This is a genomic window from Paenibacillus sp. BR1-192, assembly GCF_029542445.1.
GTDB classification, from domain to species: Bacteria; Bacillota; Bacilli; order Paenibacillales; family Paenibacillaceae; genus Paenibacillus_AQ; species Paenibacillus_AQ lautus_A.
Genome location: NZ_CP120718.1, coordinates 1,527,134 through 1,545,094, shown reverse-complemented (window position 1 = coordinate 1,545,094; position 17,961 = coordinate 1,527,134). Strand labels below are relative to the sequence as shown.

Sequence of the window (17,961 nt, the reverse complement as noted above, 5' to 3'; positions counted from 1 at the left end):
AATTGAACCGCTTTCATCATAACTCGGATGAAAGCGGTTCAAAACGTGCGCTGATTCGCAGATGATCGTATTTTTGTTCGAACTTTAGCCCGCGGGTGTTCATTTGTTTACGATGATTCCCCTTTTTGTTCGGCACGGTATTGGCTTGGCGTCTGACCCGTGCAGCGCTTGAACCATTTGCTGAAATATTTGCTGTCTCCGAGTCCCGTCTTCTCGGCGATCTCCTGCATCGTTAAGGAGGTTTCGCGCAGCAGGCCGTAAGCAAGGCGGAGCTTGCGCTTATATTGGAACGCGATGAAGCTGTCGCCGACCGTTTTCTTGAACAGGATCGAAAAATGGCTGCGGCTCAGCCCCACCTGCTGGGCCAGCTCCGCTGCCGACCACTCGTCCGCGGGATGTTCGTGCAGCAGATGAACCGCCTGCAGGATCGGCTCCGGCCACTGCTCTCCGCTCAGACCGTACACCCGCTCCAGCTCGGCTTCCTTGTGCAAGGATTGAAAGGCTTTCTGCACATCCACCGAGTCCTGAAGACCTCCCCGCCAATTCCAGGCAAGCTTCCCGCATCGGCTCTTAATCTCCACCAGCAGCCCGTCCGCCGCTTCCTTATATTCCTCCGGCACGGCCCAATAGCAGCTGTCCGCGCCGTACGGGACCCGCTTGCTGCTGCGCAATCCCGGCTCCTCGGAGCCCTGCTCCTTCAGCAGGTGCTCCCAACTGCCGCTGCAGCCCGCCGTTTTGATCAGATACAGCGAAATGCGCTTGCCCTCTCCCAGCCCGGCGCGGCTGCAAAGCTCCCGGAGTTCTCCGGGGAAACGGTCGCTGTGCCCGTTAAGCCAAGCAAACAAATGGGCGGAAACCTGTTCTTCCAGCCCGTACACGTTGGCCGGCGCATCAGACAGCTCGCGTTGAAATTTACCCAGCATCGCTTCGAGCTCTTCGTCCTCGAAGGCGGTTTTCAGCAGATATCCGGACGCGCCAAGCCGCATCCCTTCCTGGGCATATTCGAAATCTCGGTGGCAGCTGAGCAGAATGATCCGGGTTTCCGGCGCAGCCTCCTTCACCTTCCGGGAGAGCTCGATCCCATCCATCTCCGGCATGACGATATCCGTAATGACGACCTGCGGCCGAAACTCCAGAAAAGCCTCCCAGGCTGCCTGGCCGTTGGGGCTGTCCGCCACAACCTCCATCCCGAACCGTTCCCAGGGCACCGTGGAGCGGAGTCCCTTGCGCACAATGCTTTCGTCGTCGGCAATCATCACTTTAATGTTCCCTGTATTCATCATCGAAAGACTCCTCCCTTTTCGGCCAGCGTATGATGATCGTTGTTCCTTCTCCCTTAACCGAATGCACCTTCAGTCCGTAGAGCGGACCGAAATGCAGCTTGAATTTCTGGTCGGCGTTCCGCACGCCAAGCCCGCCGCGGCCCTTCCGCTTCGTCTCCGGCGAAAACAATCGCGCCAGTTTGTCCTCCCTGATGCCGGCTCCGTTATCGTGGAGCGTGAGCACAAGCTCGTCATGATCCTCCTCGACCTTGACATGGATCTCTCCCTGCCCGTCCGTAAAGGCATGGAAAAATATATTCTCGAACAGCGGCTGAAGCGTCATCCGCGGAATCAAATACGGCAGAAGCGAATCATCGCAATCCAGGCGATAACGAAATACTTCACCGTACCGGATTTCCTGAATCTTCAGGAAGTGGCCGATCATGCGCAGCTCCCTGTTTAGGGTAACGAGCTCCTGGGAAATATCCAGATTTCCCTCCAGCACCATCGTCAGATGGTACAGCATCTGGCGAATGTCCTCCGCGCCTTGCAGCCGGGCCTTCCACTGGATGGAATTCAGGGTGTTGAACAGCAGATGGGGGTTGATCTGATAATGGAATGCGCGCAGCTCGGCCTCTTTTTTCAGCCGCTCGCTCTGCTCCACCTCGCCAATCAGGGTCTGCACGCCCGTTACCATCCGGTTAAAACTCATGTCGAGGCTGCCCAGCTCATCCCTCCCCTCGATCGGCGTACGGGTATCCAGCTTGCCGAAGCTTACCTTCTGCATCGAGTCCTTCAAGGTCCGGATCCGCGAAGTGAACCGGGAGGAGAACAGATAGGCGATGCCAAAAGCGAGCAGGCAGGAGACGATGGCAACAACCATCGTGTTCGCCCGGATCACGTCCGAGGATTGATAGAACGCCTTGGCGGGAATTCTGGCTTCCATGGTCCATTGGTTGGCGTCAATCGTCCGGGTCCAGGCCACATCGCTGTCATGGGGCGTATACGGAGCGTCCGTCTCATACACGACCGTGCCGTCCGGCGATGTAATAAGCAGGTGGGCATGCGTATCGGCCTCGAACTTGGCATAACTTCGCAGCAGCTCCTCGGCGTTCTCCTCGATCAGGATGACGCTGCCGTCCTGAGCCTTGTCCGGGTGATGGATCGGCACCGCCAATCCTAGGACAGGCACGTTGTCGCTATCGCTGTTATTAATGGAATGATCCTGCGGATAGAAGCCCAGCCAATAGGTGCCGGCATAGGCTTTCGGCCTGACGTTCCACGCCGGGATATTGCCGAGTTTATTCACGTCCAGGTTGTTCTCCCCATAGTAATAACCGGAGCTCGTTATGATGTAGATCCCGGCTGTCAGCTGCGTCCGCAGGGACTTCAACAACGATTCGAAATCGTTCTTCTCCATGATGTCGCCATAGGTGGACGGCGTCCCGTTCCCGATTCCCGAATGGCTCGGGTCCAGCAGGTAGGAATAAATCGTCTCCGCCGTCTGCTTCATCCGCCCCAAAGCCGAACTGGTCTGCTGCTCCAGCTGCGCCACGGCATTATCGCCGTATTTGCCGAACTGGGAGTTAATCACTTTAGCGGATTGCACATAGGAAAGTCCGCCAAGCGAGAACAGCGGAATCAGGGTGACGACTAAAAAACAGGTAAGCAGCTTGGTTCTTATACTGTGATAGGTGCCGGTGAACATCCGTCCGGCTCGGTCTTTGATTCCCTGAAAATTCATGGTTACTCTCTCCATTGTCGTATCGAATCGTATCGTGAATATGCATCCGATCGTTCGCCATGCGGCTGTACTGCTTACGAGATCCCGTGATACCGCTTTCATTATAAACCTGAACAAAGGGCTTGTAATTAGGCGGCAACTGGAAAATGAGAGGAAACGGAAAAAGCACCTCCTCCGCAAGGCCAAAAGCCCGGGAAGAAGTGTGATTCCGTGACAGTTATAACGTGTATTCATGTCCCAAAATCAAAAATACGCTGGAGGTCCAGGTGAAAGCCCGATCGCGCAGCCCGGCTCCGGTCAGGGCATCAAAATTCTCGGCCATGCCGCTGAGACTGACCATTCGGCAGTACCGCTGCGCAATCTCCATGGCCAGCTCCTTATCGCCGGCCGCCGCCACCCCTTCGACCAGCAGCATCGTGGAAGGAGCCCAGATCGGCCCGCGCCAATATCCGTCCGGCTTATAGTATGGGCTGCTTACGCTTTCGGTCGCCCAGCCGTTGCTCGTCAGAAATCGGCTTTCATCCCGAAGCCCTTCCAGCAGAGCCGTGCGGATATACTCGGGAAGGCGTTTACCCAGCAGGATAGGAACGAACAGCAGCAGGCTGTCCCCTTCGGACGGCTCATGCGTTCCCGAACGGCAGGCCGTAAACCGGCCGTCCTTCCAGAAGTGCCGAATCATGCGGTCCAGCGTATCGTCCGCTCTCCGTCTCCATCCGGCCGACTCCTCCGACAGGCCCAGCAAGCCCGCGATTTCGGCCAGCGTCTCCATCTGGATAATCAGATAAGCGGCAAGGTCGGGGCTCTCGACGGGAATGCCGTTATTGAACGCCGTGCTGTTGTCCCAGCCCGAGTCGTTGCCGTGGTTATACTGGGGAATGCCGTCGCCGTCATGATCTCGGTGCGTGAACCACCACTGCGTCCATTTCGCTAGAGGGCCATAGACCTCGCGCAGCTGGGCCTCCTTGATGTAATCCGTCCGACGCATCATCCAGGCCAGCGTCCAGCCGTGAATCGGCGGTTTGTTGCAATTCCAAAGCTCGTATTTATCGTTCACGAAGTCCGGGATCAGGCCGCTCTCATCCTGCCGGTCAAAAAAGATCATGAACTGGTCCCAAGCCAGCTCCGGCTGATGCCGCACGAGAGCCATCGCGTTAAAGCAGTTGTCCCAGCTCCAGATGTTGGTCATCCAATTCTTGGACATGTACATGGCCGGGCGAGTCAGGCAGCCTTCGGCGGGAACCACGCAGGACCAGGTAATATAGGCGGCCAGCTCCCTGGCTTCCTGCCACTGCTCAGAGACGGCAAGGGTATTGTTCAGCCATCTGGCGTAATCCTCGCGAGCGCTTACAACCGCATCGTCGAAGGACTCCCATTCGCCGCGCGGCTTCAAGACGGTCATGAACTCTTCGACCGCAAATTCGGCCACATTGGATGCAGGATCCACGGAAAAGTCGGCGGTCACACGCGAGCTCTTGATCTCGTTCCATTCAACCTCCATGCCCATCTGGCCCGCAAGCCGGGTCAGCATGAAGCGGCAGCCATGCGTGAAGCTGTTCACCTCCCAGCCGTCCGGATGGGTCTCATAGGCATAATCATACGCGGCGGGGAAAAAGGTAAGCCGGATGCCGCAGCCTTCCGAGCGGAATCGCACGGTCCGGGAGTCCGACATGCAAATATCCGCATGGCCTAACGAATCGGAGGCCGTTAGCCTGATGTTGTCGGGTGATGCAATAGGTTCAAACGGAACCGGCTCGCTCTGCCGGTTTAGTAGTTCTATCAGAAACGCCTCGCCAAACTTGTCATCCCCTCCGCGGACGGTTCGCAGGTAAAGACCTTGTCTGCGATCCTTGGCCGCTGGCAGGAGGGATATCGCCAAGAAGGACTCCCTTCGGCTGAAAGGTACGATATTCAGATCAAAATTCATAGGACATCTCCTTCGCTGAGGTATCGCTTTCATTGTAAAACTTCTCAAGGAAGGAGAGGACTGACGGATGTCTTGCCGATAGAGGGATATTGTTCGGGGCACGCTTGCTTTAGCGAGGGAGGTGTCATTTTGTTCGATATGAGGGGATACAAATGTGCGGGCGAATGTCTGGGGTGACCGCAGCCGATGACGTCATCCCGGTCGGAGGATTCAATCTCCGTCCGGGATCGTCCGTTTATCGGACCAGCCAGCCCTCATGGTTGCTATGCCTGTTATGGCTTCTGCCCGTGCTGACGCCAATATTGTCTTTTTCCGTCATCGCGCACGGTAATGCCCAGCTTCGAGAGCTCCCGGCGCAGATCAGCCGCGTCCTCTCGATTCTCGTTCTCGATGGCCTTCTCCCGTGCCAGGAAGAGCGCGTTCATGCTAGGCGTCAGTTCCGGCGAATCGGCAACCCATCTGACGTAATGGTCGGCGAACGGATCGCGGTCTCTCCAGGAGTAACCGTGCCGCTTGAAGGCTTCGGCCACCGTTTCCCGCTTGGCTTCGGGTTTCTCGCGATAGAGCTCCTCCCCCATGTTGCCCAACAGGACCAGCTGCTTGCCGTCCATAAAGGCAGCGGAAACTTCTTCTCTCGTAAAGGTTTGTTCAGCTTCATGTATGCGGAGTGTAATCTCCTTGTCCGACAGGCGAACCGCAAGGCTTTCTTTAATGGCTAAGTGAGAGAGCACCGTCCCAGCAAGCAGCCCCACGAGAGCGGTTACGATAACAACCCATGGGCCCTGGATCGATGCGATCAACTCCAAGGGGCCTTGAAATGGCACCCAAGCCAGGCCCGTTGCCCAATCCGCAATGGCAGGCAAAAACCAGCCGACCACCGCGCCTAATAAAGGCGGCACCGCCCATACCAGCATCCGGTCTGCCCATGATAATCCGAGATCACTGTATTCCCTCTCGTTATTCAATGGGGTCCGCTCCTTTCCTGAGAACGCTGTTCACCGCTTCTTTCCAGACCGCTTGATAGTCCAGCGGAATCTCCATCATGATATAACTCGTGATATTATCGATGACCAGAGCCAGAACATAGGCCTTGGAATCCGCATGCTGACGATCGACGATCCCGAAGTCGACCCCCAGATTCATGAATTCCCGAAAGCCGTCCAGGAACGATTGCTGCATGGCAGCTACCCGCTGGCCGTAATTGGCATTCCGGTTTGCGGTCAGCATGAACTCGCTCAATAGGCGCATCACCGGCACGAAGGCTTCTTCCTCCTCGGGAAACATGCGCAGCCCGCCTTGGTACAGCTGCTCTGCAAAGTTAAACGCATTTAGCCCAATCAGGGAGAAATAATGATCGAAATGATAATCGCTGAACATGTATTCAAAGACCCTCTCCACCAGTTCATCCTTGGACGCAAAGTGATAGTAAATCGACGGTTTCGTAATGCCCACTTCGCTGGCAATCATCGCCAGGCTGGTCTTCTCGATGCCATGTGTCGCAAACAATCCGATGGCAGCCTCGACGATTTGCTGCGAGGTTAAATCCTTCTTTTTCACGCTGTCATCCGCTCCTTTTTTACCTACCGATAGGTAGAATTTTAAGATGGATGATGAAGGATGTCAATATTTTTTAACTACCGGTAGGCAAAAAAACTAAAAATCGCCGATGCTTATCGCATCGACGATTCATAAGAATTAGGATTTGTCGCTTAACCGGCTCAACCGATTAAAGCATTCTTCTTCCCATCATGATGATGGTTTCAAGCAGCGCCTTCCACTTTCCTTCGACCGTGCGTGCGGTCTTTGCGGCGTGGGCCGCTGCATTGCGTTTCGAGCGCAATTTCGTTGCCATCCGGCATCGTTCCAGTTCCTGACGGAGATCGCGAACATGCTGTTTGGCAATATCTTCATTATTGATATTCATGTTTCATTCCTCATTTCTTTTTATAGCGACAACATTCCGACATTACCAATACCTGCAAGCTCCTCTTCCGTCCCCTTCACTATAATACTTCCATTGTTTGCCCGAAGGTAAGGGTACAAAATGCCTTTAATTCTTTTTTCCCCTACAACGACTTCGCCGAAGAGATCCAGGGAGGACATCGAAGCCTTAATATCTTCCTCGGTGACGTCATCGTCAAAGGTCAGCGTCCCGTCAACAATGAAGCTCGCCGGCTGGCCCAAAGCCGCCAGCTGATCCCTCGACCAGGTCTCCTCGCCGCTGATGAACACAAACAGCCGCTCATAACTTACGATTTCCGTATTCAGGTTGGGGCAGCGCTCCCAGACCAGATCTTCGATCTCTTCGCCGCAAATGATGAACGAAGTTGACTGTATCTCCGACACGGCCTGGCTGAAGGCGTCCCGGGTCACGTCCGCCTCGAGAATGAGCGGCTTATTCGTGTAGAGCTTATGGTCTTTAAAGCGCCGTACGCTTCTTGCGTTTAGCCGTAACGGTTTGGTTACATACTCGAATCCTGCCGGGATCACCTCGACCAAGCCGTTGATCTTTTTCAATTTATCGTAGAAATACGGAGATTGATGTTCATGGATAATCGCCTTGCCGTTGACTTGGATCTTTTCAATCCGGGCCGAGAACTGCTCCATATCCAGCTCCTTATCCAGATGAACCATGCCGTTCAGGACCAGCTCCATAGGCTCGCTGTTGGAGGCCAGATATGCATTGTTCAGCTGCACTTTCCCGGACTCGAACCGGGGTTCGTATTCGTAAGCGTGAATCTCCGCGCTGGCGCCTCCCACTTTGAGGAGTGCAGAGGTAACGGCAGCGGCCAGATGCCGTGGAGCATAGACCTCGCCGTTAACCACCAAGTGCAGCGTGCCGCTCTGGAATGCTTCAAGGGATACTCCTTTATCGATGATGACCGTGCCGTTAACGAATACGCGGTCCGGCTGCTCCAAGAGCTGAAAATATTCCTCGTTCAGCCGCAGCGTGCCGCTGTAATAACGGTGTCCCTCGGGGATTTCAATCGTCTTGCCGATATTGCCTGCGTTTTTCAACAGCGTGAGGAGGTGTGCCGTCTCTGCCCGGTATATTACGAGACCTACGTTTCCGATCCGTTCGATGCTTGTTACGGTTTCCTCCGTAGCCTGCGTAAGATCCAACATCCCTACATTCTCGATGATTCTGCTCATTTCATATCTTCCTCCCATAGTTTTCTCAATTTTTTGATGGCGGTTTGCAATTTGTAACGAACCGTGGCTGCCGGCATACCCAGCTGCTCGCCGATTTCCTGGCTGGACATCCCGAGCCAAAAGCGCTTAAACACGATATCGCTCTGCGATTGCGGCAAACGGGCGAGCCATTCCGTCATTTCTATATTGCGGCTTGAAACGGGGAGCTCGGCGAAGACCAGATCATCCTCCCACGATACGAGCCGCTTCTCCCGGCGGCTAATATCGATCATGCGATTTTTGACGACTCTGAAGAACCAGGCCTTTTGCTTGTGAAGGGGCAGCGCTGCCAGGTTCGGCTCCTTGATGGCTTTCATAAAGGCATCCTGGACCAGATCATCCGCTTCGTAAGCATGCTTGGCGATGGATCTGGCATAACGCTGGACATCGTCCTTCAGGTTTTCATAGAGATCACATACTTGCATTAGCCAACCTCTCACTTTTCGTTTTGTCTTTTCTGTTAATATAACGTTTGGGAAAAAGAAACTGATGGATATTCTCGAAAATTATTTTTCAACCAATCAGAAAACACGCCGACCGTCTTCGCGGTCAGCGTGTTAACGAACATTAATCCCACATGGAGAACAGCACCAGCAGTACGGCTACTGCGCCCAGCAAGAGCGAGTGCCTGGAAAACCATATCGAACGCATCTCTTCCTTCATGCTTGCATCCTCCTTCTATTTTCATTCAGCCGCTAACAACTCCTCTTCCCTGATGCCTTAATCCCACCAGCTAAGCATGCACACCAGCATAACCGCCGCAAAGAAACCGTCCATAAACTTGAGCTGAAGTTTAGCCATATTGGATTCACCTCCTTCTAAGAGACAACAACTCGAGTAAGAAATCCTATTTTATTATTGATTGATCAATTACTAATATCTAAAAAATAATCCCTTCGCATATCATGATATCGCTGCTGCGCCACTCTTCATGGCTTCCGCTGCTCATGCGCGTTTTTTCATTAAACCCCTCATGGTCGCCGCAATCGCCTGCTCATGAGGCGTCCATTGAATCGGACCGATCAGGCGCTCGTATTTCTCGCCGCTCAGCACCAAAGGCTCCTCGGTCAAATACAGCATCTCAACCACCTCTTTCATCACCGGATTGAATAACCCGATCAGGGAGAGCCCGATTCGTCCGAGCGGCATTACCGCCTTGCGCTTTCCGGCGGTCTGCTGCGCAATCCGCACCAGCTCATGGCCTGAAATCACGCCCGGTCCGGGGATATGCCAGTTCTGCCCGTAGGACTCCTCTCTCTCGGCAATCTCTACGATCATGTGGGCGGCATCCGGCAAATAGACGTATTCGCGGGGAACGCTCATGTTGCCGATGAAGGCGGTTGGCTTCCCGGCCGCAATGGCTTCCATCGTGACGGATAAATAGGATGCCTGCGCGGAAGGGCCATAGTAGTCGGGCAGCCTTACGATAAGAGGGTTTGCTTTATGCCAGCGCGACGAGAAGATCAGCTGCTCGTAGGCCAATCTTATTTTGCCCTTACGGGTATGCGGTTTTTTGGGATGCTCCTCCGTTGCCTTTTCCATTAAGCGTCTGCCATAAGGATAGATTCCATCTACCACCACAACCCTGGTCCCCAGCTTCTCCGCAGCCGTCATGACCGATTCCCCCAGCGGCAGCAGCCTGGATTCCATCTCGTGGTAAGGAATATTGGCACTTTGAAAAATAACGTCGGCCCCATCCGCGGCTCTTCGGATATCCTCCGGATTAAAGGCATCTCCCGTTTCCAGCGTAAGCAGAGGAGAATAGTCCAGCTGCTCAGTCAGCTCATTCAGCTTCTTAACGGAACGGCCGAAGGCTACCGTTTGAATTCCGCGCTTCACCAGCTCCGCCGTCAATGGGGCCCCTACGCCGCCTGTCGCACCCAAAACAATCGCTTTTTTCATCATCAAGCTCTCCTCATATTAAAATAATTGATTGATCAATCACAATTGATTAAAAAAGAAATGCCCTTTCTCCACCGCGCACAACCTGATGCAGTACGCGGTGCGGCACATCGACGCGCGCCTTATCTTTTGGGCATCATATTCGGCATATCCATCGCCATGGCTACATTGCACAGCATCCCCCGGGCCAGAAAATCGGAGGTTTTCTTGTCGGCATCCTCGAATCCCGCTTTCACGAAAGCATTCTGAACCAGGTCCTTCACCTCGTTCATTCCCTGCTGCATCGCTTCGCGGATGGGCGCTTCCTGGATCGTCTGTGCCTGCATCTGCAGCAAGATTTCGCTGCGATGGGATTGCACGATCCCTTCGTACGCCCGGATCAGGCCCGTCTCCAATTCCTCCGGAGCAGCGGACTCGATGACCCCCTGAAATGCCTGCACGATGCGCTTCCAGGAGACCGTCAGCGATTCCACGAGCAGCGATTCCTTGGTAAAGAACCGATAGACGTAAGGCTGGGATATCGCTGCCCGTTCGGCAACCTGAGCCGTGGTCGCGCGATAGTATCCGATCTCTGCAAACACTTCGATTGCTGCTGCTACAATCTCATTTCGCCGATTCGCAGAGGTTGAAGCTCTAGCCATTCAACCACCCTCCTCTCACTCGTTATGATTTATTATTGATTGACCAATCACTAATTGAACTCAGTATATACGGTCCGTTTTCCTTTTGCAACTGTTTTCTTCCAATATTATTGAATTCAACACCTGGGATAGCTTGAGCATAGGGGAGGAATCCGCTATTTCTTATCGAATTGTGTTTATGAACCGCAAATAAGACGGGAGCCTATTCCAAGACTTTATCCTGTAATCGATCAAGGAGGATCAACCATGAGTCATGAAGGTCAACAGCAATTCGAACGATGGCATAGACACCGTACGGTCTTGCTTCAGCTGCTGCAGGACGTACAGAGCGAGCATTTGGATTATAAACCGTGGGAAAATGCCTATACCTTGGGCGTATTAGCTGTTCATATTGCGGCAGCCTCGGATATGTTCCTGCGTTCCATCCAAAACGGCTCGTTTACTCCACCCTCGATTTCCACCCAATTCGAGACTATCGATGACATTCGAAATATCGTGCAAGCGTCGACCGAATCGACCAAGGCCCTTTTTGCCGAATTGTCCGACAGCCAGCTTGAGCAGCCGCTCGACTTCAATGGGTTCACAGCGCCCGGCAACGTGTGGTTAAACAATATGGTCGACCATGAAATCCACCATAAAGGACAGTTGTTTACTTACGTGCGGGCTGTCGGAATCGAGAAGGTTCCCTTCTTCACGCTTCAGCCGGCCAAGCAGTAAAAACAAGACACGGCTGGATTTGCTGTTTTAAGTTATCAAAAGGAAGTGCATCTTACTCAAAATAGAAAGCCGGATTTCCTGCAGCTTACGCTGAGGTAAATCCGGCTTTCTTCATCCCTGGCTAGCCTTGCTTCGCCAGCTTCACCACGGCCTGCAAAGCGGTGTTAATCTCGCGCTCCACCGCGTCGGCAACCACGTTTGTGTTCGGGTCGTACTCGGCCGCAAGGTCGGCGTCGGCAAAGCCGTCCATGGCCACAATCGCGCCGGCGCGAACGCCGCGGATCGCCGCAACGACGTACAGCGCCGCAATTTCCATCTCGACGCCGAGCGCGCCCGCCGCTTTATATTTCTGGTGCGGCACTTCCTCGACTCCGTTAAAGAACACGTCCAGCGTGACGGTTATGCCCTTGCGCACGACGCCTTCGCCGATCGCGAGCGCGGATTCGTACAACGCCTCCGCCACCTGGCTGTCCGCAACCGCCGGAAAACCGTCCGGTACCAGCTGCTTCGTCAGACCGTCCGTACGGATCGCCGCGGTGCTGACCACAAGGCTCCCCGCAGGGGTGTCCGCCCGATAAGACCCGGCGGTGCCCACGCGAATCAAGGTCTTCGCGCCCGCGCGGATCAGCTCCTCGAAGCAAACGGCCGCTCCCGGGCAGCCGACGCCATGGCTGGTTACCGCCAGCTCAACGCCTTCATGCGTCCCCACGAAAGTGCGGTACTCGCGGCTGAACGCCAGCTCGCGCGCATTTTCGAGCTTACGGGATATCGTCTCCGCGCGTTTCGGATCGCCGCAGACGATCACAAATTCAGGTATATCCTCCGAGTTCACTTGCAAAATAGGCATCAACATATTAGTCAAACTCCTTACGTGTCCATTCGTCTTCGGGTATATCCAGCGCCTCGCCGCTAAACCGCTCTTCCTTGAACGGGTCCGCTTCGTTGTGGAAGCCGTTGCGTTCCCAGAAGCCCGGGCGGTCTTCCTTCATAAACTCGATGCCGCGCAGCCACTTGGCGCTCTTCCAGAAATAGCGATGCGGCACGACCGTGCGCAGCGGCCAGCCGTGCTTGTCCGTCAGCGGCTCGCCGTTGAAACGATAGGCCAGCAGCACATCGTCACGGAGCAAATCCTCGATCGGCACATTCGTGTCATAATCGGGATCGGCATGAAACATGACGTATTTGGCATCCGGCTTGATTTTCAAGCCCGCCAGGAAATCCCGGAACAGGATGCCCTCCCATACCGTATCGAACTTGGACCAGCGCGTGACGCAGTGAATGTCGGTGTTCACGGTTACCGTTGGCAACGCCAGAATATCTTCATACATAAAGGTCCGTTCCTCTTCCACTTCGCCGAAAACCCGGAGGGTCCATTCCGACATGTCGTAATGGGGAACCTCCCCTTCATGCAAAATCGGGAACTTCTCGGTCAGCGTCTGCCCCGGCGGCAGCTTGGCCCGCTGCTCTTCGGTCAGGTTGCCCACCGCCACCGGCTTCATTTTTTTCAAACGTTCTGCTTTTTTATGCACATGTTCATCTCCTTTACGCTTGATCGCTTTCGCATCCGCTTATCGACGGGATGACTTCAATCACAGGTTGTCGCGTAGCGGACTACGCGCTTATCTGGAACTGGATCCCTGCTTCAGCGCGTCCTGCTGGAAGCTTTTATCCTTAAAGAAGAACATCGCCAGAATCGTTACGACATAAGGCAGCATCTGCGTAAAATGCGTAGGCAGCGCCAGCCCCTGGAACCGGATGCTGAGTGCATCCATAAAGCCGAACAGCAGGCTTGCCGCCGTTACCCCAAGCGGACCCGATTGGCCCAGCATCGTGGCGACGAGCGCGATAAAGCCGCGGCCGGCCGTCATGCCTTCCGTAAACATCGTCACCTGTCCCAGCGACAGCTGCGCGCCTGCAAGCGCACATAACACGCCGCTCGCGAGCACGGCTCCATACTGATACCGTCTTACACGGATGCCCACGCTTTTGGCAGCGAGCGGATTCTCGCCTGCAGCCAGAAAACGGAAGCCGTTCTTCGTGCGATAGAAATAATACCACATGAGGCCCGCAATCAAAAACGACAGATACACAAGCGGCGTCAGGCCCGCCAAAATGGGACCGATCACCGGAATATCCTCGATAATCGGAATGTTCCATTTCGGCAGCCCGACCATCGTATTATCATAAAATGCACCTTTCACATCAAAAATAGCCCGCAAGCTGAATGTGGTCAACCCTGCCGCCAGCGCATTCATCGCGATACCGACCACGATGACGTTGGCCTGCAGATTAATGCTGAGGTAAGCAAAGATAAAGGAAAAGATCGACACGATCGCAATCGCGAACAAAATCGCGTAAAACACGTTGCCGAAAAAGTGGTTCCCCACCACGGCTGAGAAAGCCCCCAGCAGCATAAAGCCTTCCAAACCGACGTTGAACAATCCGACGCGCGAACACAGGGCACCGCCGAGAGCCGCAAGCAGGATCGGAGTGAGCACGCGGAGGGCCGAGTTGATTAAAGCAAGGTCAAACAGCTGTTCCATCGGATTTGTTCCCCTTTCTGCGCTTCAGGAAGCTGTATGTGAATCGGGCGGAGATAAACAGAATCAGCACGGCTTGGATGATCGCTCCTACCTCAAGCGGCACTTCCGTATTCCGTTCCACGCCCATGCCGCCCGTCTGCAGCGCGGCCAAGAAAATCGATGCAATCAGCGTGCCGATCGGATGCGACCCTGCCAGCAATGCTGCCATGATGCCCGTCCAGGCATAGTCGGCCGTAGATAACGCACCATCGATATAACGATACTGGGAGCCCAGGATTTCAACGGCCCCGCCAAGTCCGGCCAAGCCGCCGCTGAAGAACATCGCGCCAAGCATCATCGGCCCGCGCTTAACCCCGCCGAACAGGGCAAACAGCGGATTTCCGCCTAGCATCCGTACTTCGTAGCCGATCACGGAGCGCTTCAACAGCACGAATATAATCAACGCGGCCAGCACCGCGAGCACAAAGCCGACATGCAGCGGCATGCCGGAGATCAGCTTCGGCAGCCAGACGCTGTTATCGAGCATTTCGGATTGCGCCATCGCGGCAGAACCCGAGCGGTCCTTCAGCGGATAGGCGACCAGATACCCTGCAAACAATACGGCCACATAGTTCAGAAGCAGCGTGGAGATCAGCAGGTTCACCCGGAACCGGGCATCAAAATATCCGGCCATTACCGACCATAATCCCCCTGCGACAACGCCGGCAAGAATCGCAACGATGCACACCAGCCAGCCCGGACCCGGCATATACAATCCGACCAACGCGGCGGAAAGCGCGCCAAACACCATTTGTCCTTCCGCGCCTAGGTTAAAGAAGCCTGCACGGAAAGCAAACGCCGCGCCCAGACCGATCAGAATGATCGGGGTCGCGCGGGACAGCGTATTCGTAAAGAAATACATCCCGCCGAAGGCACCCTTCCACATCTCCGCGTAGGTCTGCAGGATATCGCCGCCGGCAATCATGATCGCGATGGCTCCGGCAAGCAGCCCCACGATGATTGCGGCAATCGGCTGAAGCAGCGGAAGCGTAAATTTAGTCCATTTGTTCATTACAGAGTTCCTCCCGCCATCAGCAGTCCCAATTTCTCTTCTGTCGCTTCCTTCGCCGACAGTTCGCCCGCGATCCGGCCTTCATACATGACCAGAACACGGTCGGACAGCTTCAAGATTTCCGTTAATTCCGACGATACCAGCAAAATTCCCGTGCCCTCTTCGCGCCGCTTGAGCAGTTCGCCATGAATCGTCTCCATAGCACCGATATCGACGCCTCGCGTCGGTTCCGCCGCGATCAGGAACGGAGTTCCCTGCTCCAGTTCCCGTGCCACGATCAGCTTCTGCAGATTGCCGCCGGACAAATACTGCGTGCTGGTCTCCAGAGAGCCCGTCTTGATGGAGAATTTCTGAACCCATCCGGATACGAGCGAACGAATGTCCTTGAGTTTGAGGAAGCCGCCCTGCTGCAAGCGACGTTGGTGCCCCATAAGCCCGGTATCCATCACGGTTGCCGTTCGATTGGCACCCCATACGTAGCGATCCTCCGGAATATGGGCTAACCCGTGTTCCCGTATTTCTCTTGTCGACATGCCGGTTACGTCCTTGCCCGACACGGCAATCCGGCCGCTGTCCGGCTGAGCCAGGCCCGAGATCACTTGAAGCAGCTCGGATTGCCCGTTGCCTGAAATACCGGCGATCCCGACAACCTCGCCGGCCCGTACCTCCAGGTTTACGCCGTCCAGAACCGGCTTGCCTTTCGTTCCGCGGATCGAGACGTCCGATACTTCCAGCACCTTCTCGCCCGGCGTGATCGGCTTGCGGTCCAGTTCCATCAGCTCGCGGCCGACCATGAGACGGGAGAGCTGGTGGGCATCGGTGTTCCCCTTCTCCACCACGCCCGTGACGGCACCGTCACGGAGCACCGTAATGCGGTCGGCCACGTCAAGGACCTCGTTCAGCTTATGGCTAATCAGGATAAAGCTTTTTCCCTGTTTGGAGAGCTGTTTAATGGCATCCAGGAGCTCCTGCACCTCGAGCGGCGTCAGCACGCCCGTCGGCTCATCCAGAATGATGATTTCGGCTCCCTGATACAGCACCTTCAATATTTCAACCCGCTGCTGCACGCCGGGGGCGCTGCTGCTTACGGTGGCGCGCGGGTCCACCTTCATGCCGTATTTTTCGCAGAGTCCTTCCACGATCTTCACGGCTTGCTTGCGGTCAAACCCGGCACCTGAGCCCGGCTCATTGCCGATCACGATATTCTCGGCGATCGTAAACGTAGGAAACAGCATGAAGTGCTGATGCACCATGCCGATTCCGCCTTGAATCGCGTCAAGCGGGCTTGCAAACGAAACTTCCTTGCCATTCAGCCGAATCGTACCCGAGGTTGGCTGCTCCATCCCGTACAATATCCGCATCAGCGTCGTTTTGCCTGCACCGTTTTCCCCGACTATCGCATGAACCTCACCCGCGCGCAGCGAAAAATCAATGCCGCGGTTTGCGCTGAACTCGCCATACTTCTTCGTAATATTGTCCATCTGGAGTAGCATCGAGTCATGCCTTCCTTTCGTTTCTGAATGAAAGACCGACTGCCCATGTGCAGCCGGTCCAGGTAAGAACTAATTTTGTTCCAATGCGTTCGTTACTTTAATCTTTCCGGCGATGATATCGTCGGAAATCACCTTAAGCTGATCCACGATGTCTTGTCCAATGAATGGGTTAAGCGGCGTTTTGCTCTCATGCGTAACGTAAGTGAGACCTACGGCGCCTTCTTTCAGGCCGTAGTCGCGAATATCGAAAGTATAGTTGCCCTCTGCAAAATCCTTCACCGTTTCGTATACGACAGCGTCGGTACCTTTCAACTGCGCAAGCACCACATGCTCAGGCTCGGTGTTGTCCGTATCTTGTCCGGAAGTGTAGAAGCCCTTCTCTTTCGCTGCTTCGAACACGCCCAGATCGCCAACGGCGGACATGCCGGCTACGAAATCCGCGCCCTTGGAGTTCTGCAGGAGCGCAAGCTCCTTCGCTTTTGCCGGATCGTCGAATCCGCCTACGAAGTTAACGAAAATTTCGATGTTCGGATTGACCGATTTCGCGCCTTCCTCAAAGCCGGTCATATATTTATGCATAATCGGAATGTCGTTGGCCACAACGTTGCCGACCTTGTTCGTTTTCGTTGCCAATCCTGCAGCCGCCCCCAGAAGATAAGCAGCCTCATGCTCGCGGAAACCGACGCTGCGGACGTTCGGCAAATCCACGACCGTGTCAATGATCGCAAACGGCATGTCCGGATTCTCCGGTGCAACCTTCTTCAATGCATCCTCCATCTGGAAGGTGGATGTGATGATCAGATCATACTTCTCGGCAACCGCCGTGCGGAGGTTCTGCTCGATCGAAGCAGGGTCTGTCGATTCAATCGTTTTGACTTCAACGTTGAAATCGGCAGCGGCCTTTTGCAATCCTTCGTCCATCAAGGCAAAGAATGGATTCACGCCGATCTTCTCAGGAAGAACTAGTGCAATGCGTTTCTTATCTTGAGATCCTTCGGAACCGCCATTAGCTGCACCACTGTCAGTAGACTTATCATCGTTGCCGCAACCTGCAAGCAATCCAACGGATAATACGAGTGTTAATAGAATTGACCATGTCTTTTTCATTTCCTGACCTTATCCTCCTAAGTGAGCACTTTTTATACTATTATCCTATGGTATAGACAAGCAGATGTCAAAACAAAAATTTTAGCGTTTTATGTAGTTTAATGTGTTTTTTAGCAAAAATTTGGTGGAAAACTGCGTATATCACAGAACATTACCTTATCAAAATGTCGATAATGTTCGGAAATTGCCAACATTTGATCAAACGCTTCCGGCATGGATCCGGGTTGAAAACGCATTATTTTCAAATTCCTGGCCATCATGCAAACCTGGATTCTCTCTATTTATATTAAAAAGGATGCCGTTAGGCATCCTCGCTCTTGCATGATTTCTATTTAGATGAAGCAGCATACGAAATGTTAAATTTCTTCAGCCCAGCCTGCTTCCA

17 protein-coding genes are annotated in these 17,961 nt (G+C 54.4%); 1 reads left to right on the top strand and 16 read right to left on the bottom strand.

Annotation, left to right across the window (positions count from 1 at the left end):
• Positions 1–107: 107 nt before the first annotated feature.
• The 10 genes from P0X86_RS06560 to P0X86_RS06515 form a co-directional block, all read right to left on the bottom strand.
• On the bottom strand, positions 108–1,283 hold the full coding sequence (locus P0X86_RS06560; RefSeq protein WP_277748158.1) for a response regulator transcription factor: 1,176 nt from the start codon (positions 1,281–1,283) through the stop codon (positions 108–110).
• A complete protein-coding gene (locus P0X86_RS06555) occupies positions 1,261–3,006 on the bottom strand; it encodes a cache domain-containing sensor histidine kinase (protein WP_213580411.1) in 1,746 nt (581 codons plus the stop codon). Before P0X86_RS06555 ends, P0X86_RS06560 begins: the two co-directional genes overlap by 23 nt.
• A gap of 217 nt (positions 3,007–3,223) precedes the next feature.
• On the bottom strand, positions 3,224–4,930 hold the full coding sequence (locus P0X86_RS06550) for an amylo-alpha-1,6-glucosidase (protein ID WP_277748157.1): 1,707 nt from the start codon (positions 4,928–4,930) through the stop codon (positions 3,224–3,226).
• Positions 4,931–5,202: 272 nt separating this feature from the next.
• On the bottom strand, positions 5,203–5,895 hold the full coding sequence (locus P0X86_RS06545) for a YqeB family protein (RefSeq protein ID WP_277748156.1): 693 nt from the start codon (positions 5,893–5,895) through the stop codon (positions 5,203–5,205).
• Complete coding sequence (locus P0X86_RS06540) at positions 5,888–6,487, bottom strand: TetR/AcrR family transcriptional regulator (protein ID WP_277748155.1); 600 nt, start codon at positions 6,485–6,487, stop codon at positions 5,888–5,890. Before P0X86_RS06540 ends, P0X86_RS06545 begins: the two co-directional genes overlap by 8 nt.
• Before the next feature lie 169 nt (positions 6,488–6,656).
• On the bottom strand, positions 6,657–6,854 hold the full coding sequence (locus P0X86_RS06535) for a hypothetical protein (protein ID WP_009594397.1): 198 nt from the start codon (positions 6,852–6,854) through the stop codon (positions 6,657–6,659).
• 20 nt (positions 6,855–6,874) lie between these two features.
• On the bottom strand, positions 6,875–8,083 hold the full coding sequence (locus P0X86_RS06530; protein ID WP_277748154.1) for a hypothetical protein: 1,209 nt from the start codon (positions 8,081–8,083) through the stop codon (positions 6,875–6,877).
• The gene (locus P0X86_RS06525; RefSeq protein WP_096775145.1) at positions 8,080–8,547 is read right to left on the bottom strand and encodes an RNA polymerase sigma factor; all 468 of its coding nucleotides are present in this window, start codon (positions 8,545–8,547) and stop codon (positions 8,080–8,082) included. The genes P0X86_RS06530 and P0X86_RS06525 overlap by 4 nt, the downstream gene beginning before the upstream one ends.
• Positions 8,548–9,067: 520 nt before the next feature.
• Positions 9,068–10,024, bottom strand: a complete 957-nt coding sequence (locus P0X86_RS06520) for an NAD-dependent epimerase/dehydratase family protein (RefSeq protein WP_277749005.1) — start codon at positions 10,022–10,024, stop codon at positions 9,068–9,070.
• Positions 10,025–10,146: 122 nt separating this feature from the next.
• Positions 10,147–10,665, bottom strand: coding sequence for a TetR/AcrR family transcriptional regulator (locus tag P0X86_RS06515; RefSeq protein WP_012819307.1), 519 nt, complete (start codon positions 10,663–10,665; stop codon positions 10,147–10,149).
• Between the two features lie 246 nt (positions 10,666–10,911).
• On the opposite strand from P0X86_RS06515, the gene P0X86_RS06510 reads away from it, so the two are divergent.
• Complete coding sequence (locus P0X86_RS06510) at positions 10,912–11,382, top strand: DinB family protein (protein WP_277748153.1); 471 nt, start codon at positions 10,912–10,914, stop codon at positions 11,380–11,382.
• Between the two features lie 121 nt (positions 11,383–11,503).
• On the opposite strand, the gene P0X86_RS06505 is transcribed toward P0X86_RS06510, so the two are convergent.
• From P0X86_RS06505 to P0X86_RS06480, 6 genes are all read right to left on the bottom strand, one after another.
• On the bottom strand, positions 11,504–12,235 hold the full coding sequence (locus tag P0X86_RS06505; RefSeq protein WP_213580406.1) for a nucleoside phosphorylase: 732 nt from the start codon (positions 12,233–12,235) through the stop codon (positions 11,504–11,506).
• 1 nt (position 12,236) lies between these two features.
• On the bottom strand, positions 12,237–12,911 hold the full coding sequence (locus P0X86_RS06500) for a sulfite oxidase-like oxidoreductase (protein ID WP_277748152.1): 675 nt from the start codon (positions 12,909–12,911) through the stop codon (positions 12,237–12,239).
• 90 nt (positions 12,912–13,001) lie between these two features.
• Entirely contained in the window at positions 13,002–13,925 is a 924-nt protein-coding gene (locus P0X86_RS06495; RefSeq protein WP_012819304.1) for an ABC transporter permease, read from the bottom strand.
• Complete coding sequence (locus tag P0X86_RS06490) at positions 13,909–14,976, bottom strand: ABC transporter permease (protein WP_012819303.1); 1,068 nt, start codon at positions 14,974–14,976, stop codon at positions 13,909–13,911. Before P0X86_RS06490 ends, P0X86_RS06495 begins: the two co-directional genes overlap by 17 nt.
• Positions 14,976–16,469: an ABC transporter ATP-binding protein gene (locus P0X86_RS06485; RefSeq protein WP_012819302.1), complete on the bottom strand. Its 1,494-nt coding sequence runs from the start codon at positions 16,467–16,469 to the stop codon at positions 14,976–14,978. The genes P0X86_RS06490 and P0X86_RS06485 overlap by 1 nt, the downstream gene beginning before the upstream one ends.
• Positions 16,470–16,538: 69 nt before the next feature.
• Positions 16,539–17,576 (bottom strand): BMP family protein, encoded by a 1,038-nt coding sequence (locus tag P0X86_RS06480; RefSeq protein WP_277748151.1) that lies wholly within the window; start codon positions 17,574–17,576, stop codon positions 16,539–16,541.
• Positions 17,577–17,961: the final 385 nt, after the last annotated feature.

Excerpts from the sequence above, each read along its gene's own strand:
- P0X86_RS06485 (WP_012819302.1), bottom strand. The coding sequence starts at position 16,469 with ATGCTACTCCAGATGGACAATATTACGAAGAAGTATGGCGAGTTCAGC.
- P0X86_RS06550 (WP_277748157.1), bottom strand. The coding sequence starts at position 4,930 with ATGAATTTTGATCTGAATATCGTACCTTTCAGCCGAAGGGAGTCCTTC.
- P0X86_RS06515 (WP_012819307.1), bottom strand. The coding sequence starts at position 10,665 with ATGGCTAGAGCTTCAACCTCTGCGAATCGGCGAAATGAGATTGTAGCA.
- P0X86_RS06560 (WP_277748158.1), bottom strand. The coding sequence starts at position 1,283 with ATGATGAATACAGGGAACATTAAAGTGATGATTGCCGACGACGAAAGC.
- P0X86_RS06555 (WP_213580411.1), bottom strand. The coding sequence starts at position 3,006 with ATGAATTTTCAGGGAATCAAAGACCGAGCCGGACGGATGTTCACCGGC.
- P0X86_RS06510 (WP_277748153.1), top strand. The coding sequence starts at position 10,912 with ATGAGTCATGAAGGTCAACAGCAATTCGAACGATGGCATAGACACCGT.
- P0X86_RS06505 (WP_213580406.1), bottom strand. The coding sequence starts at position 12,235 with ATGTTGATGCCTATTTTGCAAGTGAACTCGGAGGATATACCTGAATTT.
- P0X86_RS06490 (WP_012819303.1), bottom strand. The coding sequence starts at position 14,976 with ATGAACAAATGGACTAAATTTACGCTTCCGCTGCTTCAGCCGATTGCC.
- P0X86_RS06520 (WP_277749005.1), bottom strand. The coding sequence starts at position 10,024 with ATGAAAAAAGCGATTGTTTTGGGTGCGACAGGCGGCGTAGGGGCCCCA.
- P0X86_RS06530 (WP_277748154.1), bottom strand. The coding sequence starts at position 8,083 with ATGAGCAGAATCATCGAGAATGTAGGGATGTTGGATCTTACGCAGGCT.
- P0X86_RS06480 (WP_277748151.1), bottom strand. The coding sequence starts at position 17,576 with ATGAAAAAGACATGGTCAATTCTATTAACACTCGTATTATCCGTTGGA.
- P0X86_RS06525 (WP_096775145.1), bottom strand. The coding sequence starts at position 8,547 with ATGCAAGTATGTGATCTCTATGAAAACCTGAAGGACGATGTCCAGCGT.
- P0X86_RS06495 (WP_012819304.1), bottom strand. The coding sequence starts at position 13,925 with ATGGAACAGCTGTTTGACCTTGCTTTAATCAACTCGGCCCTCCGCGTG.
- P0X86_RS06535 (WP_009594397.1), bottom strand. The coding sequence starts at position 6,854 with ATGAATATCAATAATGAAGATATTGCCAAACAGCATGTTCGCGATCTC.